This is a genomic window from Streptomyces sp. NPDC004284, from assembly GCF_042874035.1.
Classification (GTDB): domain Bacteria; phylum Actinomycetota; class Actinomycetes; order Streptomycetales; family Streptomycetaceae; genus Streptomyces.
In genome coordinates, this window is the sequence record NZ_JBIAMJ010000004.1 from 215,400 (window position 1) to 240,682 (window position 25,283).

Annotated in this window: 26 protein-coding genes; 14 read left to right on the forward strand and 12 right to left on the reverse strand. The window is 72.8% G+C overall.

All coding sequences use genetic code 11. The annotated features are described in order from the left end of the window. Positions 1-10: 10 nt before the first annotated feature. Positions 11-1,087 carry an aminoglycoside phosphotransferase family protein gene (locus ACFYUS_RS13325; RefSeq protein WP_388849772.1) on the reverse strand — a complete coding sequence of 359 codons (1,077 nt, stop codon included), beginning with the start codon at positions 1,085-1,087 and terminating at the stop codon, positions 11-13. 338 nt (positions 1,088-1,425) lie between these two features. Between ACFYUS_RS13325 and ACFYUS_RS13330 the strand changes: the two genes are divergently transcribed. Both ACFYUS_RS13330 and ACFYUS_RS13335 read left to right on the forward strand, forming a co-directional pair. Then, positions 1,426-2,919 carry an FUSC family protein gene (locus ACFYUS_RS13330; protein WP_388850591.1) on the forward strand — a complete coding sequence of 498 codons (1,494 nt, stop codon included), beginning with the start codon at positions 1,426-1,428 and terminating at the stop codon, positions 2,917-2,919. Between the two features lie 124 nt (positions 2,920-3,043). Then, a complete protein-coding gene (locus ACFYUS_RS13335) occupies positions 3,044-4,099 on the forward strand; it encodes a lactonase family protein (protein ID WP_388849775.1) in 1,056 nt (351 codons plus the stop codon). A gap of 88 nt (positions 4,100-4,187) precedes the next feature. Here the strand turns inward: ACFYUS_RS13335 and ACFYUS_RS13340 are convergent, their stop codons facing one another. Continuing rightward, positions 4,188-5,108 (reverse strand): sirohydrochlorin chelatase, encoded by a 921-nt coding sequence (locus tag ACFYUS_RS13340; RefSeq protein ID WP_388849778.1) that lies wholly within the window; start codon positions 5,106-5,108, stop codon positions 4,188-4,190. 190 nt (positions 5,109-5,298) lie between these two features. After that, positions 5,299-6,294: an N-acetylglucosamine kinase gene (locus tag ACFYUS_RS13345; RefSeq protein ID WP_388849781.1), complete on the reverse strand. Its 996-nt coding sequence runs from the start codon at positions 6,292-6,294 to the stop codon at positions 5,299-5,301. Between the two features lie 87 nt (positions 6,295-6,381). Between ACFYUS_RS13345 and ACFYUS_RS13350 the strand changes: the two genes are divergently transcribed. Continuing rightward, positions 6,382-7,059 carry a uracil-DNA glycosylase gene (locus tag ACFYUS_RS13350; protein WP_388849784.1) on the forward strand — a complete coding sequence of 226 codons (678 nt, stop codon included), beginning with the start codon at positions 6,382-6,384 and terminating at the stop codon, positions 7,057-7,059. A gap of 34 nt (positions 7,060-7,093) precedes the next feature. Here ACFYUS_RS13350 and ACFYUS_RS13355 read toward each other — a convergent pair whose 3' ends face one another. The 3 genes from ACFYUS_RS13355 to ACFYUS_RS13365 all read right to left on the reverse strand — a co-directional run bounded on the left by ACFYUS_RS13355 (position 7,094) and on the right by ACFYUS_RS13365 (position 10,126). Continuing rightward, positions 7,094-7,636 carry an RICIN domain-containing protein gene (locus ACFYUS_RS13355; RefSeq protein ID WP_388849786.1) on the reverse strand — a complete coding sequence of 181 codons (543 nt, stop codon included), beginning with the start codon at positions 7,634-7,636 and terminating at the stop codon, positions 7,094-7,096. 126 nt (positions 7,637-7,762) lie between these two features. Then, entirely contained in the window at positions 7,763-8,845 is a 1,083-nt protein-coding gene (locus tag ACFYUS_RS13360) for a WD40/YVTN/BNR-like repeat-containing protein (RefSeq protein WP_388849789.1), read from the reverse strand. A 201-nt stretch (positions 8,846-9,046) separates the two neighbouring features. After that, positions 9,047-10,126: an NADH:flavin oxidoreductase/NADH oxidase gene (locus tag ACFYUS_RS13365; RefSeq protein ID WP_388849792.1), complete on the reverse strand. Its 1,080-nt coding sequence runs from the start codon at positions 10,124-10,126 to the stop codon at positions 9,047-9,049. Between the two features lie 123 nt (positions 10,127-10,249). Between ACFYUS_RS13365 and ACFYUS_RS13370 the strand changes: the two genes are divergently transcribed. Next, entirely contained in the window at positions 10,250-10,603 is a 354-nt protein-coding gene (locus ACFYUS_RS13370) for an ArsR/SmtB family transcription factor (protein WP_388849795.1), read from the forward strand. A gap of 41 nt (positions 10,604-10,644) precedes the next feature. On the opposite strand, the gene ACFYUS_RS13375 is transcribed toward ACFYUS_RS13370, so the two are convergent. Further along, positions 10,645-11,295, reverse strand: coding sequence for a DUF305 domain-containing protein (locus ACFYUS_RS13375; RefSeq protein ID WP_388849798.1), 651 nt, complete (start codon positions 11,293-11,295; stop codon positions 10,645-10,647). 175 nt (positions 11,296-11,470) lie between these two features. Here ACFYUS_RS13375 and ACFYUS_RS13380 point away from each other — a divergent pair, with 175 nt between their 5' ends. Beyond that, the gene (locus ACFYUS_RS13380; protein ID WP_388849801.1) at positions 11,471-13,012 is read left to right on the forward strand and encodes an LVIVD repeat-containing protein; all 1,542 of its coding nucleotides are present in this window, start codon (positions 11,471-11,473) and stop codon (positions 13,010-13,012) included. Here the strand turns inward: ACFYUS_RS13380 and ACFYUS_RS13385 are convergent, their stop codons facing one another. From ACFYUS_RS13385 to ACFYUS_RS13400, 4 genes are all read right to left on the reverse strand, one after another. Next, positions 13,013-13,645 carry a TetR/AcrR family transcriptional regulator gene (locus ACFYUS_RS13385; protein WP_388849804.1) on the reverse strand — a complete coding sequence of 211 codons (633 nt, stop codon included), beginning with the start codon at positions 13,643-13,645 and terminating at the stop codon, positions 13,013-13,015. A gap of 130 nt (positions 13,646-13,775) precedes the next feature. Further along, positions 13,776-14,450, reverse strand: coding sequence for a phosphatase PAP2 family protein (locus ACFYUS_RS13390; RefSeq protein ID WP_388849807.1), 675 nt, complete (start codon positions 14,448-14,450; stop codon positions 13,776-13,778). A gap of 136 nt (positions 14,451-14,586) precedes the next feature. Then, positions 14,587-15,522, reverse strand: coding sequence for a M56 family metallopeptidase (locus ACFYUS_RS13395; RefSeq protein WP_388849810.1), 936 nt, complete (start codon positions 15,520-15,522; stop codon positions 14,587-14,589). 136 nt (positions 15,523-15,658) lie between these two features. Then, positions 15,659-16,237: a DUF5134 domain-containing protein gene (locus ACFYUS_RS13400; protein WP_388849813.1), complete on the reverse strand. Its 579-nt coding sequence runs from the start codon at positions 16,235-16,237 to the stop codon at positions 15,659-15,661. A gap of 164 nt (positions 16,238-16,401) precedes the next feature. Here ACFYUS_RS13400 and ACFYUS_RS13405 point away from each other — a divergent pair, with 164 nt between their 5' ends. From ACFYUS_RS13405 to ACFYUS_RS13425, 5 genes are all read left to right on the forward strand, one after another. Next, complete coding sequence (locus ACFYUS_RS13405; RefSeq protein ID WP_388849816.1) at positions 16,402-16,953, forward strand: GNAT family N-acetyltransferase; 552 nt, start codon at positions 16,402-16,404, stop codon at positions 16,951-16,953. Between the two features lie 168 nt (positions 16,954-17,121). After that, positions 17,122-18,528 (forward strand): DUF6421 family protein, encoded by a 1,407-nt coding sequence (locus tag ACFYUS_RS13410; RefSeq protein ID WP_388849819.1) that lies wholly within the window; start codon positions 17,122-17,124, stop codon positions 18,526-18,528. A gap of 35 nt (positions 18,529-18,563) precedes the next feature. Further along, positions 18,564-19,325: an SDR family NAD(P)-dependent oxidoreductase gene (locus tag ACFYUS_RS13415; RefSeq protein WP_388849821.1), complete on the forward strand. Its 762-nt coding sequence runs from the start codon at positions 18,564-18,566 to the stop codon at positions 19,323-19,325. Further along, positions 19,322-20,401 carry a threonine aldolase family protein gene (locus ACFYUS_RS13420; protein ID WP_388849824.1) on the forward strand — a complete coding sequence of 360 codons (1,080 nt, stop codon included), beginning with the start codon at positions 19,322-19,324 and terminating at the stop codon, positions 20,399-20,401. Before ACFYUS_RS13415 ends, ACFYUS_RS13420 begins: the two co-directional genes overlap by 4 nt. A 74-nt stretch (positions 20,402-20,475) precedes the next feature. Further along, complete coding sequence (locus tag ACFYUS_RS13425; RefSeq protein ID WP_388849828.1) at positions 20,476-21,120, forward strand: transglutaminase family protein; 645 nt, start codon at positions 20,476-20,478, stop codon at positions 21,118-21,120. Here the strand turns inward: ACFYUS_RS13425 and ACFYUS_RS13430 are convergent. Then, on the reverse strand, positions 21,104-21,826 hold the full coding sequence (locus tag ACFYUS_RS13430) for a lysophospholipid acyltransferase family protein (RefSeq protein ID WP_388849831.1): 723 nt from the start codon (positions 21,824-21,826) through the stop codon (positions 21,104-21,106). The genes ACFYUS_RS13425 and ACFYUS_RS13430 overlap by 17 nt on opposite strands. A gap of 223 nt (positions 21,827-22,049) precedes the next feature. Between ACFYUS_RS13430 and ACFYUS_RS13435 the strand changes: the two genes are divergently transcribed. From ACFYUS_RS13435 to ACFYUS_RS13450, 4 genes are all read left to right on the forward strand, one after another. Beyond that, positions 22,050-22,361 carry a thioredoxin family protein gene (locus ACFYUS_RS13435; protein ID WP_030686007.1) on the forward strand — a complete coding sequence of 104 codons (312 nt, stop codon included), beginning with the start codon at positions 22,050-22,052 and terminating at the stop codon, positions 22,359-22,361. Positions 22,362-22,594: 233 nt separating this feature from the next. Beyond that, on the forward strand, positions 22,595-23,125 hold the full coding sequence (locus ACFYUS_RS13440; protein ID WP_388849834.1) for a flavin reductase family protein: 531 nt from the start codon (positions 22,595-22,597) through the stop codon (positions 23,123-23,125). A 200-nt stretch (positions 23,126-23,325) separates the two neighbouring features. Further along, positions 23,326-24,120 carry an electron transfer flavoprotein subunit beta/FixA family protein gene (locus ACFYUS_RS13445; RefSeq protein ID WP_388849837.1) on the forward strand — a complete coding sequence of 265 codons (795 nt, stop codon included), beginning with the start codon at positions 23,326-23,328 and terminating at the stop codon, positions 24,118-24,120. A gap of 66 nt (positions 24,121-24,186) precedes the next feature. After that, positions 24,187-25,143 (forward strand): electron transfer flavoprotein subunit alpha/FixB family protein, encoded by a 957-nt coding sequence (locus ACFYUS_RS13450; RefSeq protein ID WP_388849840.1) that lies wholly within the window; start codon positions 24,187-24,189, stop codon positions 25,141-25,143. The last annotated feature ends 140 nt before the right edge of the window (positions 25,144-25,283 follow it).

A 25,283-nucleotide genomic window follows, 5' to 3' on the forward strand; every position in this document is an offset into this window, starting at 1 on the left:
GTTTCCGACTCTATCCAGGTCCGGGGCGGGCGCCGCGATCCGTCCGTGCCCCGGGCGGGCGCCGTGCCGGGCCCGGCGACGACGAACCGCGTCCCCACGGCTGGCGCCAGCCGGTCCGCTCCCGCACCCAGTCCAGGGCGGCTTCGCCCTGGGCGCGCTGGAAGCCCCGCAGCGTCGGCAGTCCCGGCGGCGGGGGCTGGACGGACTGGCGGAGGAAGCAGCCGGCCAGGGCGATCAGTACGGTGGTCACGTCCTCGGCGTCGGCACCGCGGGCGTGGAGGTGCCGGTCCAGAGAGCCCATGGCGTCCGGCGCGCCCTGCATGATCACGCTCGGGCCCATCGCGACGACGTCGAACCACGGAGCGCCGACCGAGGCCCACGGCCAGTCGACGACCATGACGCGGTCGTCGGTCAGCAGGACGTTGTCCGCGCGCAGATCGCCATGGACCAAGGCGCTGCCGGACGCGGCGGCGCTCCAGCCGGCCTCCCGGCCGACGAGACGTCCGAGATGGCGGCGTGCCCACGGGTCGAGCCGCGCCAGGTCGTCCGCCCCCTCGGCGGCAGCGGCGGCGAGCAGACGCCAGCCCCGGAACCTCCCGCCGAAACGGTCGGCGAGCGTCGGCGCCTCGACCGGCGAAGGGTCGAGCAGCGCGGACAGCTCCGTCGTGGCCGCGAGGACACGCCGGAGCTCGTCCGGCCGCCAGGGCTGAGCCGGTGTCCGGCCGTCCACGTCTTCGAGGACCAGGACGACCCAGCCGTCGAGCTCCAGGGCCATGAGCAGCGACGGCACGGGGGCGGTGACCGGCAGGGCCGCGGTGATCCCGGCCTCCGCCCGGTGGAGGCCGGGAGTATCCGGCTTGGGTTCGGGCCCCACCGCCTTCACGAAGACCCGCCGGCCGTCGGCGAGGCGCACGCGGGCGGCGACACCCGGCGAGAAGCCGCCGGCCTGGGTGGCGGCATGTTCCACGGGGGACCCGAGGGACTCCTCGACCCGGCTTCGTACGCGGGAGGGAACGGCCCACCAGTCCGTGCGCACGCCCGCGGCCGCGGGTGCTCCGGTGGTCTCCGCTCCTGCTCGTGTCTCCATGGCCGCATGATCCGGTCGGGGGCCCCGGGGAGCAACGGGATTATGGCGGACGGACCGAGGCGGTGCGGCTGGTCCATTGGCTCCGTCCGGTCACCTGTTCCGCCATGGCAGTGGACCGTTGGCCCAGCGTTTCGCCGGTCGGTTGAGCCGCCGCACCCCCTTCTGTCTATCCTTGTAGCCATCACATATCTTCGGCGCCGCGCAGCGCCGTCCGGCGACGAGGCCGGACAGGCCCGCGGTGCCTTCGTCGTGTCCGAGCCCCCACCACCCCCGGGGAGTCTCGCGCGCCGAGGAACAGATCAAGGGGGGCGGGATTGGCCGCCGTGCAGAAGTACTTCATGGCCCCGGATCCGGGGCTCGTCCGACTCAGGGTCTCGCTCCGCGCCGTCCTGGGCGTCGGGCTCGCGGTCGCCCTGGCCGAACTGCTGGGTCTGTCCCTCGTCGCGTCCATCACCGCCGGTCTCGCCGCGCTCCTCGCCCTCTTCACGGTCGGCGACCCCACGGTGCGCCGCCAGGCCGTCACCACCGCCCTGCTGCCGACGGTCGGCTTCCCCGTGCTCGCCCTCGCGGCGCTCCTGCACGGCGCGCCCCCGCTGCGCGACGCGGCCTGGCTGCTCGTGATCTTCGCCGGCGTGTACGCGCGCCGCTGGGGACCGCGCGGCCACGCGCTCGGCGTCTTCGCCTTCATGCAGTTCTTCGTGACCCAGTTCCTGCACGCCGTCCCCGCCCAGCTCCCCGAGCTGTACGCGGCCACCCTCGTCGCCCTGGCCGCGGCCGCGACCGTGCGCTTCGTGCTGTGGCCCATCGAGCGCCGGGTCCCGCCGCCGGCCGTGCCCGCCGCCCTGCCCGGCACGGGACTCGCCCGGGCCACCACCCGCCAGGCCGTCCAGGTCGCCGTCGCCTCGGGGGCGGCCCTCGTCATCGGACAGCTCCTCTCGGAGGCGCGCTGGTACTGGGCCGTCGGCACCGTCTGGTGGATCTTCGTCAACACGGCCTCGCGGGGCGAGACGCTCGTACGGGGCTTCCGCCGCGTCCTCGGCACCGTCACCGGCATCGCCGCCGGATTCCTCGTCGCCGTCCCGCTGGGCGGCGAGCCCGTCGTCACCGCGCTGCTGGTCGCCGTGTGCGTGTTCGGGATCTTCTACGCCGCGCCCGTCTCGTACTCCTGGATGATCCTCGCGGTCACCGTGATGGCCAGCCTGCTCTACGGGCTCCTCGGGGTCCTCGACGGCGCGCTGCTCCTCCTGCGCGTGTCCGAGACCGTCGTCGGGGCCGTGTGCGCCGGTCTCGCCGTGACGCTGGTCCTTCCCGTGCGGACGCACACGACGAACGACGCGTGGATCCAGCGGGCGCTGCTGTGCGTCCGGTCCGCCACCTCGGCGTCCGTACGCCGTCTCGCGGGCGACGACGCCGCCGACCCGACGCCGCACGCCGCCGAGCTGGAGGCGCTCCTCGGGCGCGTACGGCTCTCGCTGGCTCCGCTGGTGCATCCGCTGACGCCCTTCCTGGGGCGGAAGCAGCGAGCGCGCCAGGTCCTCGTGCTCCTCGACGAGGCGGCCGCCGAGGTGCGGGGACTCGTCGCCGTGGCCGCCGACCCGGACGCCAGCCACGACGCCCGCCTGGCCGCGGCCTGCTGGCGCGTCGAGGCCGCCGTGGAAGCCCTCACCTCCCGCGAAGGGGCGGCGGTGGAGCTGGACCGTCACCCCCGGGCCGAGGGCGACGTCCACGCGGGCGCGCCGGCCCTCGCCCACGCGAGCGGGCTCGCCCGCGTGCTCACGGAGCTGGACGCCCCGCTGCGCACTCCGCCCGGCGCCTGGATGGTCCGCTCCTGACGACCGCGGCGGAGCACCCCGCCGAACCCGCCTCCACCACCCTGGTCTAGACCGCCTGCTACCGTCGGCGCCACGAGACGACGGACGGTCGGCCACGACCGGACCGGAGAGCAGGGGAGGCGCCGTGGGCGACACGGGGACGGAACAGGGCCGGAGCGGAGCACGGGCGTACATCGGCTCCTTCACCTCGGCGGGCGGACGCGGCGTCCTCACCGCCGAGGTGGACGGCGAGACCGGCGCGCTCACCGTCACCGGCGGCAGCGACGCCGTCGCCGACCCGTCCTTCCTCGCCCTCGCCGGCCCCGTGCTCCACGCCGTGTCCGAGACCGACACGGGCGCCGTGGCCGCCTTCGACGTCACCGGCCCCGCGCCCCGGCCGCTCGGCACCCCCGTCCCCGTCGGCGGCGCGGGCCCCACCCATCTGGCGCTCGCCGCCGGACACCTCCTCACCGCCAACTACACCTCCGGCAGCGTCACCGCCCTGCCCCTCGCCGAGGACGGCACCGCCCGCCCCGCCACCACGGTCCTGCGGCACGAGGGCGGCGGCCCCGTCGCCGACCGCCAGAGCGGCCCGCACGCCCACCAGGTGCTCCCCGACCCCAGCGGCCGCTGGGTCGTCAGCGTGGACCTCGGCACCGACTCCGTACGGATCTGCGCCCTCGACCCCGCGACCGGCGCGCTCACCCTCCACGGCGAGACCGCGCTGCGTCCCGGCACCGGGCCGCGCCACCTCGCCTTCCATCCGGCCGGCACGCACGCGTACGTCCTGAACGAGCTGGAGCCCACCCTCACCGTCTGCCGCTGGGACGCCGCGGAGGGCGTGCTCGAACCGCTCGCCGAGACCCCCGTCGTCCCCGAGGGCGCCACCGGCCCCAGCTACCCCTCCGAGGTGGTCGTCGCCCCCGACGGCCGCTTCCTCTGGGCCGCCGTGCGCGGCGACGACACCCTCGCCGTCCTCGCCCTCGACGCGGACGGCGCCGGGGCCCGTCTCGTCGCCACCGTGCCCTGCGGCGGCACCTGGCCCCGCGACCTGACCCTCGACCCCTCCGGACGGCGCCTGTACGCGGCGAACGAACGCTCCGGCGACGTCACCTGGTTCACCCTCGACCCGGACACGGGCGTCCCCGCGCGCAAGGGCTCGGTCGAAGCCCCCGCCGCCTCCTGCGTGGTCTTCGGCTGAACCGCCGGGGCCACCCGCCGGACACGACGAAGGGCCCGCACCGGACGATTCCGGAGCGGGCCCTTCCGTGCGACACGGGGCCGCGGCCTCAGAGCGAGGACGCGCCCTGCGGCTGCTGCGGCATGCCCAGCGAGGCCGTGTACTGCGAGAGCACCAGCTTGCCGATGGCCGGGTAGGCGCCCAGCGGCTCGGAGGCGGCGCACCCGGCCTCCTTCGACGCCTCGTCGAGGAGGCCCTCGGCCAGCTCGGGGCCGATCAGGTACGGGGCGAGGGCCAGCTGCTCCGCGCCGGCGGCGCGCAGCTGCTCGGCCACGGAGGCGATGGAACCCTCCTGGTCGAGCGCGGCGGCCATCACCGGGACGGCGAGGCGCGCGGCGAGCAGCATGCCGGTGATCCCGGCGGCCTGCACGGCCTCCTCGCCACCGACCGTGGCCAGGATGATGCCGTCGGCGGCCGTCGCGACCGTGAACAGCCGGGCCCGGTCGGCGCGGGCCAGACCGGCCTCGGAGAGGCGCACGTGCAGCGCCTCGGCGAGCAGCGGGTGCGGGCCGAGGACATCGGTCAGCTCGGCGGTGTTGCCGGCGTCCATGAGGCCCTGGCGCACCTGGCGCATCTGGGCGCTGTCCGGGCCCGCGAGCAGCGGGACGACGACCGCGGCCGGACCCGTCGGGGCGGTGGCCTCGCGGCCGGCGGCCAGGGCCAGCTCGTACCGCTCGGTGCGCAGCGTCTCGGCCGCCGTGAGGACGGTCGCGAGGGAGGGGTACTCGGTGTCGTCGCCCTCCAGGAAGCCGATCGCGGCCTCCAGGCCGGGCAGCTCGGAGCGGGCGATGCTCACGACCTCTTCGGCCAGCGAGCGTATGGCGGCGGACGGCGCGCCGGGCACGGCGAGAACCAGTGCGGGAGCGCCCTCGGGCGCCGCCGCGGGTTCGGGGCGACGGTGCCGCCCGGACTGGCGGGGTCGAGGCATTCGTACAGGCAGGCCGGAAGCGGGCCCAGTGGGGGAGCTCATGGCGCCGCATGCTACTGGTTTCACCCGCCGCGCCGTCGGCTGAGGTGCGGTCACGCGCCTTCTGCCCCCCTATGTCCGCTCTCTGCCCCGGCTTCCCTTCCGTTTGCCTTCCGTTTCCCTTCCGTCTCCGCCCCTTCCGGGCCCGCTTCCGATCCGGCGCACCGCCTCCCACCTGGGTGAACGGTCCCGCCTATGCCGTCCCGGCGCCGAACAGGCGGAGCAGCGCCGGGTCCTCCGGCAGGCGCAGGGTGCCGGTGGCGAGCGCGGAGGCCAGGGCGACCGCCCCGGCGAGCGGATCCCCCGCCGGCTCCACCGTCCGGGCCTGCGGGACCAGTTCCCCGAGCGCGGAGCGCAGCGGTACGAGCAGCGGCTCGCCCAACTTGAAGAGCCCGCCGGTGAGCGCCACCAGGGCCCCCGGCCCCGCCGGGCACGCCGCCTCGGCCGCCTCGGCGATGTGCGCCCCGGCCCGCGCGAGGATGCCGGCCGCCACGGGATCCGCCGCCGCGCACCGCCCCACCTCCGGGGCGAAGGAGGCGAGCACCGCGGGCCGGTCCGTACGCGGATAGAGCACGCCCGGCAGTCCGCCCGCCGGCCCGAAGACCTTCTCCGCCCGCTCCAGGAGCGCCGCCGACCCCCCGCGCCGTCCGTCGTGGGCGCGCATCGCCGCCTCCAGACCCGCCCGCCCGATCCACGCCCCGCTGCCGCAGTCGCCGAGCAGGTGCCCCCACCCGTCGGCCCGCCGCCAGCGCGTCAGATCCGTGCCGAGCGCGACCATCCCCGTCCCGCCCGCCACCACGACCCCCGGCCGCTGCCCGAGCGCCCCCGCGTACGCGGTGACCGCGTCGGCCGCCAGCCCGACCCGGTCCACCCCCCACGCCTCCGCGAAGGCCCCCGGCAGTTCGTCCCGCAACTCCTCCCCGAGCGTCGCCATCCCCGCGGCCCCCACGGCCACGGCGAGCACCGGCCGCGCGCGGAAGGGCTCCGTGAGATCCCGGACGGCGGGCAGCACCTGCTCAAGGAAATGCCCGGCGGAGATCCCGCCCGGCCCCGTCCGCACCGGTTCGCGCGACGCACGGCTGCCGAGGACCGCTCCGCCCACGGCCTCGGCCAGGGCGATCCGGAGCCCCGAACCACCGGAGTCGACACCGATGACCAGGCCGTCGGAGGGTTCGTTCACGGAAACCACGGTGCACCATCCTCGAAGAGGTGTGGAGGAGCGGGCGGGGTCCGGCCCGGACCCCGCTGTCACTGTAGGCCGGTAGAGTGACGGACCGTGACAGCGCGACCCTTGAACGAACTGGTGGAGCCCGGCTGGGCGGAGGCCCTGAGCCCCGTCGCGGGACGTGTCGCCGCGATGGGTGACTTCCTGCGGGCGGAGATCGCGGCGGGCCGGACGTATCTGCCCTCCGGGCCGAATGTGCTGAGGGCCTTCCAGCAGCCCTTCGACGAGGTGAAGGTCCTGATCGTGGGTCAGGATCCCTATCACACGCCGGGGATGCCGATGGGGCTCAGTTTCTCGGTCGCGCCCGAGGTCCGCTCGCTGCCGCCGAGTCTGGAGAACATCTTCCGGGAGCTGCACACGGACCTCGGTCTGCCCAGGCCGTCGAACGGCGATCTGACGCCGTGGACCCGGCAGGGCGTCCTGCTGCTCAACAGGGCGCTGACCACGGCGCCGCGCAAGGCGGGCGCACACCGGGGCAAGGGCTGGGAAGAGGTGACCGAGCAGGCGATCCGCGCGCTGGCCGCCCGGGGGAAGCCCCTGGTGTCGATCCTCTGGGGCAGTGACGCCCGCAGGGCCCGCCCGCTCCTGGGGAACCTGCCGGTGGTCGAGTCCGCGCACCCGTCGCCGATGTCGGCGGACCGGGGCTTCTTCGGCTCCCGCCCGTTCAGCCGGGCGAACGAGATGCTGCTGGGCCAGGGCGCGCAGCCGGTGGACTGGCGTCTGCCCTGAAGGCGCGCCGGTTCGGCCGGCGTGCCCCCGGGTGTCAGTAGACCCGGCGGAAGTAGTACGACTGGTTGGCGCCGCCGGTGCAGTCCCACAGCCGCGCCGGAGCACCCGCGTCGACGCGCCAGTCGGCGATCTCCAGGCACTTGTTCTGGACGTACTCCACGGGCGTGCGGATGCGGCCGTCGTTGCCGTACCAGGTCTGGTTGGCACCCCAGTGGCAGTCCCACTGGTCGGCGGTGGCGCCGTTGTACGTGGCCCAGCCGCCGATCTCCAGGCACATGCCGCTGTTCACGTTCACGTACCAGTAGGGGCCGGTGGACGAGCCGGGCTCGTAGAACCTGCGCCACTGCTGGTTGGCGCCGCCGGTGCACGGCCACTGCCGGACGGCGGCACCGGGGCTCTGGCTCCAGTCGGCGACCTCCAGACACATGCCCGAGGTGTGGTTGGGGCGGATCTCGTAGGTGAAGTCCGAGACGTGGCCCGTGTCGGCCTGGGCCGGGGCGGCCGTGAACAGGACGCCGAGGACGGCGGCGAGCGCGAGCAGGACGCGGCGGGCGTGGAGGAAGGGGCTGTGCTTCATGGTCCTCTGCAATCAGAAAGGCCCCGGCCGTCGGCCGGGGGAGCGGCCCCATGATCGCATGTCTGTGCGAACAACTCCCTTTCTCCGGAAGGTATTTGGACAGGCCTGACGGAATCTCTGATTCCGTCAGATCGCGGCCGCCCGCACGCACAGCACGTCCGGCAGGTGCTCCGCGAGCAGCTGCCAGCTGTCCCCGTCGTCGGCGCTCGCGTACACCTCGCCGTTGCGGTTGCCGAAGTAGACGCCCGCCGGGTCCGCGTCGTCCGTGCACAGGGCGTCCCGCAGGACCGTGCCGTAGTGGTCGCCCTCGGGCAGCCCCCGGCTCAGCGGCTCCCAGGTCTCGCCCGCGTCCGTCGTGCGGTAGACGCGGCAGCGGCGGCCCGCCGGGACGCGGTCGGAGTCGGCGGTGATCGGGAAGACGTAGGCGGTGCCGGGGCGGTGCGGGTGCGCGGCGACCGCGAAGCCGAAGTCGGAGGGGAGCCCCGCGCCGATGTCGGACCAGCTCGCGCCCGCGTCGTCGCTGCGGAAGACGCCCCAGTGGTTCTGGAGGTAGAGCCGGTCCTTGTCGCCCGCGTCCTGGGCGATCTTGTGGACGCACTGCCCGAACTCGGGGTGCGGGTCGGGCAGGAAGACGGCGGACACCCCCTGGTTGGAGGGGGCCCACGCGGCTCCGCCGTCCCGTGAGCGGAACACCCCCGCGGTCGACACCGCGACCGTCAGGGCATCCGGGTCGCGCGGGTCGGTGACGACGGTGTGCACGGCCTCGCCGCCTCCGCCGGGCACCCACTTCGAGCGCGTCGGGTGCTCCCAGAGCGGGCGGACGAGCTCGAAGGACTCGCCGCCGTCCGCCGACCGGAAGAGCGCGGCCGGCTCGGTCCCCGCGTACACGACGTCGGGGGAGTGCTCCGGTGCCGGGTGCAGCTGCCAGACGCGCTCCAGGGAGGCCCCGGTGTCCTCGGGGAACCTCACCGCCGGCCGGGCCGGTTCGGTCCAGCTCCTGCCGAGGTCGTCGGAGTGGAAGACGGAGGGGCCCCAGTGGGCGCTGTCCCCGCCGACGAGCAGCCGCGGGTTCGGCCGCCGGGTGTCGATGGCGACGGAGTACACCGCCTGCGCGGGGAAGGCGGGGTCGTCGAACTCCCACCGCCCGCCGTGCCGTCGCCCGATGAAGAGACCCTTGCGGGTGCCCACGGTGAGGAGTACGTCGGGCATGACTGCCACCTCCAGGACGCCGTTGTCACTGATACGGGCAAGTCTGTACCCGGCCACTGACAACGACCCCGGAGACACTCCCGCCGCTGGCCGCTGGCCGCTGGCCGCTGGCCGCTGACACCGGCGCCAGCACCGGCACCAGCACCGGCATGGGCACCTGCCGTGGCCCCGGCGGCGCCCCGGCCCGGCCGCGGCCCGCGGTCAGATCGCCCAGGCGTACTGCGGCGGGGCGGAGATCGTCGCGCCCAGTTCGCGGGCGGCGCGGCGCGGCCAGGAGGCGTCGCGCAGCAGTTCGCGGCCGAGGAGGACCGCGTCGGCCTCGCCGTTGGCGAGGATCTTCTCGGCCTGCCGGCTCTCGGTGATCATGCCGACGGTGGCGACGGGCAGTCCGGTCTCGGCCCTGACGCGGGCCGCGAAGGGCACCTGGTAGCCGGGGCCGACCGGGATCTTGGCCGGGCCGCCGTTGCCGCCGCTGGAGACGTCGAGGAGGTCGACGCCGTGCTCGCGCAGGAGGGCGGCGAACCGTACGGTCTCGTCGGGCGTCCAGCCCTGCTCCTCCAGCCAGTCGGTGGCGGAGATCCGGAAGAAGAGGGGCAGCTCCTCGGGCCAGACGGCCCGCACGGCGTCGACGACCTCCAGGGCGAGGCGGGTCCGGTTCTCGAAGGAGCCGCCGTACGCGTCCGTGCGGTGGTTGCTGTGCGGGGAGAGGAACTCGCCGATGAGGTAGCCGTGCGCGCCGTGCACCTCCAGGACCTCGAAACCGGCCTCCAGGGCGCGCCGGGCCGCGGCCACGAACTGGCCGGTGATCTCCTGGATCCGCTCCACGGTCAGCTCGGTCGGGACGGTGTGGTCCTCGGCGAACGCGACCGGGCTCGGGCCGACGGGCTGCCAGGCCTCGGACGCGTCGGCCGGGCCGCGGCCCTGCCAGGGGCGCTTGGTGGAGGCCTTGCGCCCGGCGTGGCCGATCTGGATGCCGGGCACGGTGCCGTGCTGCTTGAGGAAGCCGGTGATCCGCCGCAGCGCTTCGACCTGGGTGTCGTTCCAGATGCCGAGGTCCGCCGGGCTGATGCGGCCCTCGGGGGAGACGGCGGTCGCCTCGACGAGGATCAGTCCGGCGCCGCCGGTGGCGCGGGCCGCGTAGTGGGCGAAGTGCCAGTCGTGGGCGACACCCGCGTTCGGTCCGCTCGTCTCCGCCGAGTACTGGCACATGGGGGCCATCCAGACCCGGTTGGGCACGGTCAGCGACCGCAGGGTGTAGGGCTCGAACAGGGCGACGCTCATGACGGACTCCGTTTCGGGATGCCTCGAAGGTGCTCATACGATACTCATCGTAGTACGGCGAATGTCAAACTACGAGAACCCTCGTACAATGGTCGGCATTCCGGATGAAGTGGAGCCGCCGCCATGACGACCACCACCAGCCCGCGCGTCCTGGAGCACCCCACGCGCGATCAGATCCGCCTCGAAGAGGTGCTGCACGCCCTCTCCGACGCCGTACGCCTGCGGATCGTGCGGGAGATGGCGCGCGAGGACACCGAACTCAGCTGCTCGTACTTCGACCTCCCGGTGACCAAGTCCACGACCACGCACCACTTCCGGGTGCTCCGCGAGAGCGGCGTCATCCAGCAGGTGTACCGGGGCACGGCCAAGTACAACCTCCTGCGCAGGGGCGACCTCGACGCCCTCTTCCCGGGCCTCCTCGACTCCGTCCTCGCCGCCGCCGGCGCCCAGGCCGGGCGCGGGGGAGAGGCGGACTGACCGGCGCCGCCCCTCCCCGCTCCCTGTCGTCCCCGGTTCCCCTACAGGGAGCGCATCCGGTGGATCTCCGCGGTCTGCTGGGCGATCACGTCGTTCGCCATCTCCTCCACGAGGACGTTGTTCCCCTCGCTCAGCACCTCGGCGGCCATCGTCAGGGCCCCCTCGTGGTGCCTGATCATGAGCTTCAGGAAGAGCTCGTCGAAGGCCTCGCCCTTCGTGTTCCTCAGCTCCGTCAGCTGGGCCTCGGTCGCCATGCCCGGCATCGAGTGATGGTCGTGGGCGCCCTGTTCACGCGGGCCGCCGTTGTTTTTCAGCCAACCTTCCATGGCGCCGATCTCCGGCGCCTGCGCGGCCGCGATCCGCTCGGCCACCTTCTTCACCGGCGTGGAGCCCGCCCGGTCCGCGGCCAGGTCCGTCATCGTCAGCGCCTGCCGGTGGTGCACCAGCATCATCTGCACGTAGCGGAAGTCGGCGCCGTTCGGGGACTCGTCGGGAAGCATCCGGGCGGCCTCCTCGGGGGATATCCGCCGGGCCTGCTCTCCGGGTCTCCCCGGCGCCACCACCGCGGGACCGCTCGGCGCCCCGGCCCGCGGCGCGCCCTGCTCGGACCCCGACTCGCAGGCACCCAGGGCGAGTACGGCGACGGCGGACAGGACCACGGCGGTGACGGCTCGCTGACGGCGGATCAACAACGCGACCTCCAGGTGTTCTTGCGGGGACAGTGACCGTCCTAGCACCTTTCTCGGGATGACCGATCAAAAACCTTCATTACGTCTGTGTTGCCATCTGTTGAGATGTGCATGGCACGACAGATACTGCCGGGGTCCAACACCCGTTCACAGCCGAACGGATACCAGGGAGGACGGAGTGACTTCGTTGCGTACCCCGCGTACCACGTCCGACACGCGTGACCCGCGTTCCCGGTCCAGACGCCTGGGTGTGGCATCCGCCGCCGCAGGGCTGCTGGCCACACTGCTCGCGGCAGGCCCCGCGGCCGCCACCCCCGACCCCGGAGACGCCGCCCCCGCACAGGGCGCGGTCTCCTCGCAGCAGGCCGCCGAGGCTCGCTCCGCCATCCAGAGCGGCGAGATACCCGGCGTGGACGAGGTCGTCCACAGCAAGAACATCGAGCACCTCGCGAACGTCCCCAAGGACGCCCTCAAGGGCCTCAACACGGACCTCGCCTTCCAGGGCAAGTACGCCTTCGCCGGCAACTACGACGGCTTCCGCATCTACGACATCAGCAACCCGAAGACCCCGAAGACGGTCGCGCAGGTGCTCTGCCCCGGAGCCCAGAACGACGTCTCCGTCTCCGGAAACCTCCTCTTCCTCTCCGTCGACTCCTCCCGCAACGACGACTCCTGCCACAGCACCCCGCAGCCCGCCTCGATGAAGGAGTCCTGGGAGGGCATCAGGGTCTTCGACATCAGCGACGTCACCGACCCGAAGTACGTCGCCGCCGTCGAGACCTCCTGCGGTTCCCACACCCACACGATCCTGCCCAAGGGCAAGAACGTGTACGTCTACGTCGCCTCGTACTCGCCCAACGTCGCCTTCCCCGACTGCCAGCCCCCGCACGACGGCATCTCCGTCATCAAGGTGCCCCGCAAGGCGCCCGAGCAGGCGGCGGTCGTCAACTTCCCCGTCCTCTTCCCGGGCGAGGGCCCCGACGGCGGCGGCAACCCGGGCGCGCCCACCAACCCGGGCGTCTCCAAGACCACCGGCTGCCACGACATCACCGTGCTGCCCGAGAAGGACCTCGCGGCCGGCGCCTGCATGGGTGACGGCATCCTCTTCGACATCGAGGACCCCGAACACCCGCGCGTGATCGACCAGGTCGAGGACAACGTCAACTTCGCGTTCTGGCACTCCGCGACCTTCAACCAGAAGGCCAACAAGGTCGTCTTCACCGACGAGCTCGGCGGTGGCGGCGGCGCCACCTGCAACGCCGAGGTCGGCCCGAACCGGGGTGCCGACGGCATCTACGACATCGTCGGCAAGGGCGACAAGCGCAAGCTCGTCTTCCGCAGCTACTTCAAGATCCCGCGCCACCAGGCCGACACCGAGAACTGCGTCGCCCACAACGGCTCGCTGATCCCGGTCAAGGGCAAGGACCTCATGGTCCAGGCCTGGTACCAGGGCGGCGTCTCCGTCTGGGACTTCACCGACTCCTCCGCCCCGAAGGAGATCGGCTACTTCGAGCGCGGCCCGCTCTCCGCGACCACGCTCTCGATCGGCGGCTCGTGGTCCGCGTACTACTACAACGGCTACATCTACTCGAACGACATCGCGAAGGGCTTCGACGTCCTGAAGCTCTCCGACCCCCGTACGGACCCGGCGAAGCGGATCCGGATGGACGAGCTCAACGTCCAGACCCAGCCGGACTACTTCGACGACTTCAAGGACTGATCACCGCCTCCTGAGCGCCGGCGTGCCGCCGGGCGGACCCCCGTCCGGCGGCATGCCCGCCTCCCAGTCGAGCCCGTACCGGTGGAACAGCTCCGACCGCAGGCGCTCCAGCGGCAGCGGGGCCCCCGGCAGCAGCACCGCCACCACCGCGCCCATCAGCAGGGCGCGCAGCAGCGGGTAGTCCGTGTCCACGTCGGCGGAGCCGTACCGGACGACCGTGTCCCGCAGCAGGAAGGCCAGGCGCTGCTGCTCCTCGCACTGCACGAACCCGTCGGCCTGCAGGATGCCCGCCATGTGGGTGCGCATCAGGGTGGGCCGCGTCACCGCGAGCCCCAGGATCGCGTCGATCGCGCGGGCCAGCCGCTCGCGGCCGTCCTCCGTGCGCGGCTCCCGCTCCAGGGCCTCCTCCAGCGTCAGGTGCATCAGCCGGTGCACCGCCGCCTGGAGCAGCTGCCGCTTGCCCGGGAAGTAGTACGAGATCAGCCCCCGCGCCGTGCCGGCCCGCTCCGCTATGTCGCCGAGCGTGGTCGCCTCGTAGCCGTGGGCGTCGACCAGGTCCGCGGTGGCCCGCAGGATCCGCTCCCGTGACCGGCGCCGAAGCTCTTCATTGACCGATGGGCTACGCGGGGACATGCTTGGACTCCTGCGTTGACTGGCTGCCGGCCAATATACTCGGCGCATCCCGTCGGCATGCCCGTGTGGCAGGCCGCCGGGGATGCCGTCTGTTCTGGGCGACACGGGGGATCGTCCAGAACAGGCGGCTTCATCGTTCTTCTCCCATTCTGCTCCCGTCGCTCCCCGCGTCGTCGCTGCCGCCTCGGGGCGCGGTCCGCCGGTACGTGAGCACCGCCACGGCCACGCAGAACCAGCCCAGCAGCCAGCCCTCCACGACGTCCGAGGGCCAGTGCACGCCCAGGTAGACCCGTGTCCAGCCCACCCCGAGCACCGAGACGACGGCGGCGCCCGCCAGGGTGCCCCAGCCGCGCCACTCCTCCCGCCAGTGCAGGGCGAGCACCCACAGCAGCAGTCCGCAGGTGACGGTCGCCGTCATCGCGTGCCCCGACGGGAAGGCGGAGTAGTCCGCCGAGTCGACGGGGTCGGTCCACTGCGGACGCTCCCGCCCCACCAGCGCCTTCAGGGCTTGCTGGAGTCCGACGGCCAGCAGGCTCGCCCCGACCACCCACAGGGCCGTCCGCCGCTCCCGCCGCCACCACAGCACCCCCGCGGTGACGGCGGCGAGGGCACGCATCGTCCACGGGTCCCACACCCAGTCGCTCAGGACCCGGTTGACGTGGGTGAACCCGGGGTGGGCGAGGGCGCTGCGGTGGAGCGCCTCGGCGACCGACCGGTCGAAGGAGAGCAGCGGCGGCCACCCCACGGCGACGAGCACGAGCAGGATCAGGGCCAGGACCCCGGAGACCAGGGCGGAGGTGCGCATGCGCCGATCCTGCCCGACGGGCCGCCCCGCGCCGCTCTCCGCACCGACGGCGCGCGTCGCCGCCCGACCGGCACCGGCCGTGCGTGCGAGGCGTTCCGCCTCCGCCGTCCCGGCCGTGTCCGCCGTCATCCGTCGGCTATCCCAGCGCGCGGAGCGCCGGTACGAAGGCCACGAGTACGGGGATCACGGGGACCAGGGACGCGGCCGCCGTCAGCCGGAGCCGGTGGGCGGCGGTGAGGCGGGGGGCCGCGGTCAGCAGCCGGTTCACCCGCTGCGGGAGATCGGCGGCGGGGGCCGGGCCGGGGCCGAACACGCCCCGGTCCTCGTTCAGTTCGACCAGCGCGAGCGCGATCGTCAGGCGTCCGAAGCGGCGCGAGGCCACGTCGTCGGCGGCCAGTTCCACCAGGCGGTGCATCTCCTCGCGGAAGGCCGCGAAGACCGGGATCCCCGGGAATCCGGCGGCCAGCGCCCCCGAGCAGTGCAGCAGCCAGTCGTGCCGGGCCCGGGCGTGGCCCTGCTCGTGCGCGAGGAGCGCGTCCAGCTGGCGCCCCTTCAACCGCCGCAGCGCCGCCGTCGTGACGACCAGCTGGGGCGTCGGGCCCGCCATCCACCAGGCGTCCGCCCGCTCGCCCTCCAGGACGACGAGCCGCTCGCTGCCCGGCCGCTCCCCGGGCAGCAGGGGCGCGCGGACGAGCAGATCGCAGCGGCGCTGTCGGCGCCGGGCGCGGGCCTGTCCGATCTCGCGCCCCAGCATGGCCCCGGACCAGAGCCCGCCGGCCGCCAGCGCCACCGCGAGCACCGCGGACCAGGGCCCGGACGTGCCGAGTTCGTACGCGTCGACGACCGCGCGCGGCGCGGGCGCGAAGACCTGTCCCCGCACGGCCTGCCAGGCGGCCGACGCGCTGAACGTCATGGAGAGCGCGAAGCTGACCAGGACCGCGGCCACCACGCACTGCCACACCCACAGGGCCACCACGGGTTCTCGCTCCACCCAGTCGGCGCGGGACAGCAGCCGGGGGGCCGAGAGGGCGGTCAGGACGCCGAGCAGGAACAGCGCGAGGGAGACCCACATGGGCGTCAGCCTATGAGCGCGGTACTCGCCGGGGGTATGGGCTCGGACGGCAAGTGACGTACGCCACGGTTTGGTTGGGCGGAACGCGCTGTCGCCGGGCCGGATCCCGAGAGGCCCCCCGGGCGCGGCGCCGGCCTCACAGGGTCACCAGCATCGCGAGCATGGCGAGCGCCATCGAGAGCCGGCAGGCGAGCGTCAGTTCCGGCCGGGTCGCCCAGGAGGGCCCCGGGCCACCGGCGGCCGCCGCCACCGGGACGAGCCGCGCGCCCGAGCGGAGCACGTACACCGTGTAGTAGAGGAGGAGCCCGCCCGTGAGCACGGGTACGCCGGCCACCGCCCCCGCACCCCCGGCCGTGTGCCCCGCGTGCCCCGTCTGCGCCCCCGCCGCGCCGGGAGCCGCCATCGACAGCGCCATGTAGACCATGGCGAGCGAGCCCACCAGATGGTGCAGATGGTGACCGCCCCGCCGCACCGCGAGGAGACCGTGCAGCGCCGCCGCGCCGAACACCGCCGCGTACACCGGCGAGACCCAGTCCGGCGGGGTCAGGACCGCGGCGGGCAGCGCCATGAAGGCCATCCCGAAGCCCATCACCGCCTCGCCGCCCGCGGCCTCGCGCTCCGCACCGGCGCAGGCGCGCATCCGCAGCAGGCAGTACACGCCCGTCGCCGCGCACAGCGCGACCAGCAACCACCCCGACGGGGCCGGTCCGTGCACGGCACACCTCCCCTATGGCCTGTCCAGGGAGGAATGCCCGTCTCCCGGGCGCCGCACGCGGGCACGGGGGCGCGCACAGGTGTACGAGGGGAGCGGAAGGCGCGCGTTAGGCTCGGGACGATCGCGCACGCCGATCGTCAGCGCCCGAGGGGAGCCCCGATTACATGGACACCGCCACGTCCCAGGAGACCGGCCGGATCAGCTACCGCGACGCGGTCCTGGACGACGTCCCGTCCCTCGTCCCGCTCGTCGAGTCGGCCTACCGGGGCGACGCCAGCCGGGGCGGCTGGACCACGGAGGCGGACATCCTCCAGGGGCAGCGCACCGACCCTGAGGGCGTGACCGCGGTCATCACCGCCCCCGGCAGCCGGCTCCTGGTCGTCGAGCGCGACGGCGAGCTCGTCGCCTGTTGCCAGCTGGAGCACCGGGGCGAGGCCGCCTACTTCGGCATGTTCGCGGTCCGTCCCGAGCTCCAGGGCGCGGGTCTGGGCAAGCGGATCATCGCGGAGGCCGAGCGCCGGGTGCGCGAGCTGTGGGACGTCCGCGAGATGCACATGACGGTGATCTCCGTGCGCGAGGAGCTGATCGCCTGGTACGAGCGGCGCGGCTACCGGCGTACGGGCCGGACGACCCCGTTCCCGTACGGCGACGAGCGCTTCGGGCTGCCCCAGCGCGACGACCTGGAGTTCGAGCTGCTGATCAAGCCGCTGAGCTGAGCCGGACGGTCCTCTTACGCCGGAAGAACGGCCTCGACCCTGGCTGACAGGAAAAACTTCTGTCGCCAGGGGGGTCGCACAGGATAATTTCTCTCGCCTCCTCTTGCGAGAAGGAGCCGTGCATGGATACGGTTTCTTGACGCAAGGTTCTCCTGTGGAGGAAGAGGCATGACGGAAATTCTTGTGCAGGACGTGACCGGTGGGGGGATAACCACCGACGCCCGCGTGATCGACCACCCGGCCTGGGCCGAGCTCAAGAATGCCGTGGAGGAGATCCGCCCCTGGCAGAGCGCCGACGGCTCCATCGACTTCGAGGCCGAGGGCGCCCCCGCCCGCGCGCTCGTCGAGCTGGCCGTGGACCGCCTGGCCGCGTCCGTCGAGCAGCTCTCCCCGCTCGTCCCGCACGACGGCGCCTACCACCGCGCCCTCGTCGCGGACCTGCGCAAGTGGGTCGAGAGCGGCTTCGCCGTGCCGGACTTCCTGGACTCCCTCATGGAGTTCCACCCGGCCGCCGGCCGTGCCGACGGGCTCCAGCACCTCGTGCTCTTCCCGATGTACACGCAGAACGGCAACCTGGACCGCAACTTCGAGGCCGTCGTGCTCCGCATGGTCTGGCCCGAGTGGCTCTCCGAGCTGGAGCGCACCCGCTACGACAACCCGGGCTTCTGCGGCATCACCTTCGAGGACTTCACCGCCGGGTACGACACCAACTCGGCCGTCCTCTTCCCGGAGACCGTCGCCGTCCGCGAGGTTCCCGAGCGCTTCACCTGGGGCGGCATCTTCTGCGACCGCGAGGCCGCGCGCTTCCGCAAGGTCACCGAGGCCGCCGTCGACACCCTCGGCGTGAAGCTCCCCGAGGACATCGCCGTCATGCTCGGCGACCAGGAGCGCTGCCAGCAGGCCTTCGCGCTCTGGGACCTGGTCCACGACCGTGCCCACAGCCGCGGCGACCTGCCCTTCGACCCCTTCATGATCAAGCAGCGCCAGCCCTTCTGGATGTACGGCCTGGAGGAGCTCCGCTGCGACCTCACCGCCTTCAAGGAGGCCGTGAAGCTGGAGTCCGAGGGCAACGGGCACGGCCGTGACGTGCAGTACGCCGTCCTCTTCGACCGGATGTTCCGCTTCCCGCTCACCGGCGACCGCGTCCGCAACTACGACGGTCTGGGCGGCCAGCTCCTCTTCGCGTACCTCCACAAGAACGACGTGGTGCGCTGGACGGACAACGTCCTCACGATCGACTGGGACCGGGCCCCCGAGGTCACCAACCGCCTCTGCTCCGAGATCGAGACCCTCTACCGCGAGGGCATCGACCGCCCGAAGCTGGTCCACTGGTTCAAGGCGTACGAGTTCGTCTCCACCTACCTCGCCCCGCACCCGGGATCGAAGTGGGCCAAGGGTCCCGACGCCCTCGACCTCTCCCTCCCGCCGCGCAAGCTCGTCGACGACGTGCTTCCCGACGAGTTTCCGCTCAGCATGTTCTTTGAGGCCCTCGCCAAGAAGCTGAAGGGCGTGATCGCCGACACCAAGGGGATCACCGCCGCCGACGTCCCGAGCACCGAGCGGGCCGCCGCGTGAGCGACCTCACCGAGAACACCGAGGAGGCGTCGCCCATGATCTCCAACGGAAACGGCGGACCGCTCGACGGCGCCGTCATCGCGGTCGCCGGCGCGGCCGGCCCCGCGGGCCGCGCGGCGCTGATGCGTCTCGCCGAGGCCGGCGCGACCGTCGTCGCCTCCGACGCCGACCCGGCGCGCCTCGCCGAGGCCGTCGACGCCGCCCGCTACGCCCACGGCGGAGCCAAGGTCATCGGCGACACCGTCGACCTGCTCGACCTGGACGCCACCCGCGACTGGGCCGCGAAGACCGAGAAGGAGTTCGGCCGGATCGACGGCCTGGTCCACCTCGTCGGCGGCTGGCGCGGAGCCCCCTCCTTCACGGAGACGGACCTCAAGGACTGGGACTTCCTGGAGAAGCTCCTGATCCGCACGGTCCAGCACACCTCGCTCGCCTTCCACGACGGGCTGCTGCGCGCCGGCGGACGCGGCCGGTACGCCCTGGTCAGCCAGTCCGGCGCGCACAAGCCGGTCGCCAACAACGCCGCGTACAACGCCGGCAAGGCGGCCGCCGAGGCGTGGACCCTGGCCATGGCGGACTCCTTCCGCAAGCTGGGGGGCGACGACGGCCCGCAGGCGGCGGCTGCCATCCTGGTGATCAAGGCATTGGTGCACGACGCCATGCGCGCCGAACGCCCCAACGCGAAGTTCGCGGGCTTCACCGACGTCAAGGACCTGGCGAACGAGATCGCGGGTCTCTGGGACAAGCCCGCCCAGGAAGTGAATGGACAGCGTCTGTGGCTGACCCCCAAGCCGTGACCGCGGCACTCGGCCCCAGGACCGACGCACGTCGTCACCACGACCCGTCGGTCCGGGGCTTCGCCAGCGACAACTACGCCGGCGCCCACCCCGAGGTCCTCGCGGCCCTCGCCCTCGCCAACGAAGGCCACCAGGTCGCCTACGGCGAGGACCAGTACACCGATCACCTCCAGCGGATCATGCACAGCCACTTCGGCCCCACCGCCGAAGCCTTCCCGGTCTTCAACGGGACCGGGGCGAACGTGACCGCGCTCCAGGCGCTCACCGACCGCTGGGGCGCCGTGATCTGCGCCGAGACCGCCCACATCAACGTGGACGAGGGCGGCGCGCCGGAGCGGATGGGCGGCCTCAAGCTGCTCACCGTCCCGACCCCGGACGGCAAGCTCACCCCCGAGCTGATCGACCGGCAGGCCTGGGGCTGGGAGGACGAGCACCGGGCCATGCCCCAGGTCGTCTCGATCACCCAGAACACGGAGCTCGGCACCGTCTACACGGTGGAGGAGATCCGCGCGATCGTCGAGCACGCCCACTCCAAGGGCATGAAGGTGCACCTCGACGGGGCCCGCATCGCCAACGCGGCCGCCTCGCTCGACGTGCCGATGCGCGCCTTCACCAACGCGGTCGGCGTGGACGTGATCTCGTACGGCGGGACGAAGAACGGCATGCTCTTCGGCGAGGCCGTCGTCGTCCTCAACCCGGACGCGGTCAGCCACATGAAGCACCTGCGCAAGCTGTCCATGCAGCTCGCCTCGAAGATGCGCTTCGTGTCGGTGCAGCTGGAGGCCCTCCTCGCGAAGGACCTGTGGCTGCGCAACGCCCGCCACGCCAACGCGATGGCCCAGCGCCTCGCCGCCGGGGTGCGCGAGCTCGACGGGGTGGAGATCCTCTACCCGGTGCAGGCCAACGCGGTCTTCGCCCGCCTCCCGCACGAGGTGAGCCGACGACTGCAGGAACGGTTCCGCTTCTACTTCTGGGACGAGGCCGCCGGCGATGTCCGCTGGATGTGCGCCTTCGACACCACGGAGGACGACGTGGACGCCTTCCTCCAGGCGCTGAAGGAAGAGCTGGCCCGCTAGCTCTCTCTGCATGAATATACGGCCGGACGGAAAGTTATTGACTCCGTCCGGCCGTTTTCCTAGGGTCGTCCCGCATGGAACTCATCCAGCAGAACCCCGACGTCGACGCGTACCTCGCGGTGAGCGAGTCCGTCGATCACGACCATCCACTCGTCAGGGAGATCTCCGACCGCCTCGTCGAGGATCACCCCGACGCATACGCGTACGCCGAGGCGGCCTACGCGTTCGTGCGCGACGCCATCCCGCACTCCATGGACTCCGGCGATCTCCGCGTCACCTGGCGCGCCTCCGACGTCCTGGGGACGCGCACCGGCATCTGCTACGCCAAGTCCCTCGCGTACGTCGCGCTCCTGCGGGCCCGCGGGATCCCCGCCGCCCTCTGCTACCAGCGGCTCACCGAGGACGACGGCTCGGACCCGGTGATCCACGGCCTGGCCGCCGTCCTGCTGCCCGGCGGGCGCGCCTGGGCCCGCCAGGACGTGCGGGGGAACAAGCCGGGCGTCGACGCCCGGTTCTCGCTCGGGGAGGAGCGGCTGGCCCGGACCGTACGGCCGGAGCTCGGCGAGATCGACTACCCGGAGCTGTACGCCGAGCCGCACCCGGCCGTCCTGGGCGCCCTGAGGGCCGCCCCCGACCGTCCGGCCCTCGACCGGACGCTGCCGTCGGAGCTCTGGGCCCCGACGGCGGGAAGAAACGGTTCCGTCAGCCGGCTTCCTTGACCTGGGCCGGCGTCGGAGCCGTACCGCCGAGGTGCGCGGGCACCCACCACGTGTCGCTCGCGTCCTTCGGGCGGACCGGGTAGGCGCGCTGAGCGGCCTCCAGGAGCTCCTGGACGCGCTCGCGGAGGCGCCGGGTGATCGCGCCCGCGTACTGGTCGGCGGGGGCCTCCACGGGCTCGCCGACGCGGATGGTCACCGGGATGTGGCTCCGCTTGAAGTTCCGCGGCTTGCCCTTCGTCCACAGTCGCTGGGTGCCCCACAGCGCCATCGGGATCAGCGGGACGCCCGCCTCCTGCGCCAGGCGCGCGGCACCCGTCTTGAAGCTCTTGAGCGTGAAGGACTGCGAGATGGTCGCCTCGGGGAAGACGCCGATGATCTCCCCGGCGCGCAGCGACTCCAGGGCGTGCTTGTACGCGTGCTCGCCCGCGGCGCGGTCCACCGGGATGTGCTTCATGCCGCGCATGAGCGGTCCCGAGACCTTGTGCTTGAAGACCGAGTCCTTCGCCATGAAGCGCACCAGGCGCTTCTGCGGCAGGGCGGCGAGGCCGGTGAAGATGAAGTCCAGGTAGCTGATGTGGTTGCTCACGAGCACCGCCCCGCCCGTCCGGGGGATGTGCTCCGAACCCTGCGTGTCGATCTTCAGATCGAGCGCCTTGAACAGGGTGAGCGCGGCACCGACGACCGGTCGATAGACGAGTTCTGCCATCGGAGAGGAACCTCTTCTTCACGTGCCCGGAGAGGTTTCTCCCGGCGAAGTTACGCGGCCGTAGGTTTTCGGCTTTGGGCAGATCGTGCCCCATGTGGGGCCCCGTGACCAGTCCAGACGGCTTCGTACAGGGAGATTCTCGTCACTCGCGGTGGCCATGGCGGGAATCGATCGGCCCCGTGGGACGCTGCACCGGAGGAACGGGCGAGGGAAGAGGAGAGGCATGACCGAGGTCCTGGGGCCGGAGGCGCTCGGCGCCGCACTGGGGGAGCGGGCCACCCTCGTCCAGTTCTCGACGGCCTTCTGCCAGCCCTGCCGGGCCACCCGCCGCACCCTCGCGGAGGTCGCCGCGATGGTGCCGGGCGTGGGGCACGTGGAGATCGACGCGGAGGAGCGGCTCGACCTCGTGCGCGAGCTCGGCATCGCCCGTACCCCCACCGTCCTCGTCCTCGACGCCGCCGGGCGCGTCGTCCGCCGGGCCGCCGGACAGCCCCGCAGGGCCGACGTCATCGCCGCCCTGGGCAGGGCGGTGTGACGGGCGGTTCGCCGGGGCCCGGCGGGGGCGGTCTGACGCCGTGACACTTCTCCCACATCCCGGTACGCACTTGACTGCACCCGCCACCGATCGTCACCCTGGCGGAGTGCCCATAGAACTCCTTCTCTACGGCCGGGCCCACGTGGATCTGGCCCGCAACGCGAGTGCGCGCTGTCCGGGTGTCTGATCACCCCGGGACCCCTTTGATGCCGCCCTCGCAGAAGGACAACTCCATGACGGTTACGCCGGACCTCCAGCTCAGCACCGTGCCCACGATCGGCGCACCCCGGCAGGCCTCTCCCGATCTGCTCCGCTCCGTCTTCCGCCGGCACGCGGCCGGAGTCGCGGTCGTCACCGCGCACGGCGAACGCCCCGTCGGCTTCACCGCCACCTCGCTCAACTCCGTCGCCGCCGAACCCCCGCTGATCTCCTTCGGGGTGGGTACGGGCTCCTCCAGCTGGCCCGTGGTCTCCGAGGCCGAGTTCATCGGCGTGCACATACTCGGCGAGCACCAGCAGGAACTCGCGGCCACCTTCGCGCGCAGCGGCGCCGACCGCTTCGGCGAGGCCACCCGCTGGAGCATCGGCCCCGAGGGCGTGCCCGTCCTCGACGGCGTCCTCGCCTGGCTGGTCTGCCGCGTGGTGGCCCGGGTGCCCGCCGGGGACCACCGGATCGTCATCGCGCAGGCCGTCGCCGGCGACCCGGACGGGGCGGGTCGGCCGCTCCTCTACCACCACGGCCGCTTCAACGCGCTGCGCGACTGAGAGTTCCCGTACGCGCCGCTCTCCGCGCGTTGGGAAGGTCACATGCCTGAGCGCTTGCTCAGCGGTAACGAACTGGGTGTACTGGCGAGTAATATTCGGGTCGGGGCGTCTGGCGCCCCGACCGGAAACCCGCCCTTCAGGCGCCTATGCTGCGAGCAACAAGGCAGCCCAGTTATGACCGATGCAGTAGGAGAGCCGGCGTGAGCTTGAGGATCGTTGTCTGTGTGAAGTACGTGCCCGACGCCACCGGCGACCGGCACTTCGCCGATGACCTGACCGTCGACCGCGACGACGTCGACGGCCTGCTGTCGGAGCTCGACGAGTACGCCGTCGAGCAGGCCCTGCAGATCGCCGAAGAGGCCGACGACGCCGAGGTCACCGTGCTCACGGTCGGCCCCGAGGACGCCAAGGACGCGCTGCGCAAGGCGCTCTCCATGGGCGCCGACAAGGCCGTCCACGTCGAGGACGACGACCTGCACGGCAGCGACGTCATGGGCACCTCGCTGGTGCTCGCCAAGGCGATCGAGAAGGTCGGCTACGACGTCGTCATCGCCGGCATGGCGTCCACCGACGGCACCATGGGTGTCCTCCCGGCGATCCTCGCCGAGCGCCTGGGCGTCCCGCAGGTCACCCTGCTCTCCGAGGTCAAGATCGAGGGTGGCCCCAACGGCACCGTCACCGGCCGCCGTGACGGCGACACCGCCTCCGAGCAGCTGGAGGCCTCGCTTCCGGCCGTCGTCTCCGTGACGGACCAGTCGGGCGAGGCCCGCTACCCGTCCTTCAAGGGCATCATGGCCGCCAAGAAGAAGCCGGTGGAGTCCCTGGACCTCTCGGACCTCGACATCGAGGCCGAGGAGGTCGGCCTGGAGGGCGCCTGGACCGCGGTCGACTCCGCCGCCGAGCGCCCGGCGCGCACCGCGGGCACGATCGTCAAGGACGAGGGCGAGGGCGGCAAGCAGCTGGCCGGGTTCCTCGCGAGCCAGAAGTTCATCTAAGGGCTCGCGCGAACCGCGCCGTCCCCTCAGACCGCCCCCTTTCCGTTCGCAGGAGATTGAAGTCCCATGGCTGACATCCTCGTCTACGTCGACCACGTCGACGGAGCCGTCCGCAAGCCCACCCTGGAGCTGCTGACCCTCGCCCGCCGCCTCGGCGACCCGGTCGCCGTCGTCCTCGGCAACGGCGCCGCCGACACCGCCGCCGCGCTCGCCGAGCACGGCGCGGTGAAGGTCCTCACCGCCGACGCCCCCGAGTTCGCCGAGTACCTCGTCGTCCCGAAGGTCGAGGCCCTCCAGGCCGCGTACGACGCCGTCTCCCCGGCTGCCGTGCTCGTCCCCTCCTCCGCCGAGGGCAAGGAGATCGCCGCCCGCCTCGCGGTGCGCATCGGCTCCGGCATCATCACCGACGCCGTGGACCTGGAGGCCGGTGACGAGGGCCCGGTCGCGACGCAGTCCGCGTTCGCCGCCTCCTTCACCACCAAGTCCCGCGTCTCCAAGGGCACCCCGGTCATCACGGTCAAGCCGAACTCGGCCCCCGTCGAGGCCGCCCCGGCCGCCGGCGCCGTCGAGGCGCTCGCCGTCTCCTTCTCGGAGAAGGCCCACGGCACCAAGGTCGTCTCCCGCACCCCGCGCGAGTCGACCGGCCGCCCGGAGCTGACCGAGGCCGCGATCGTGGTCTCCGGCGGTCGTGGCGTCAACGGCGACTTCACCGTCGTCGAGGCGCTGGCCGACGCGCTCGGTGCCGCCGTCGGCGCCTCCCGCGCCGCCGTCGACGCCGGCTGGTACCCGCACTCCAACCAGGTCGGCCAGACCGGCAAGTCGGTCTCGCCGCAGCTGTACATCGCCTCCGGCATCTCCGGCGCGATCCAGCACCGCGCGGGCATGCAGACCTCGAAGACCATCGTCGCCATCAACAAGGACGCCGAGGCTCCGATCTTCGACCTCGTCGACTACGGCGTCGTGGGCGACCTCTTCGAGGTCGTCCCGCAGCTCACCGAAGAGGTCAAGTCCCGCAAGGGCTGATGACCTGCGGTTCTGTCGGTCCCGGGGGGGGGGCGGCGGGCCCCCCCCCCCCGCCCCCCCCCCCCGGGGCGGGCCCCCCCCCGGGGGGGGGCCCCCCCCCCCACACAACGTCGATCTGTGGTTTTTTTTATGGGAGGGTG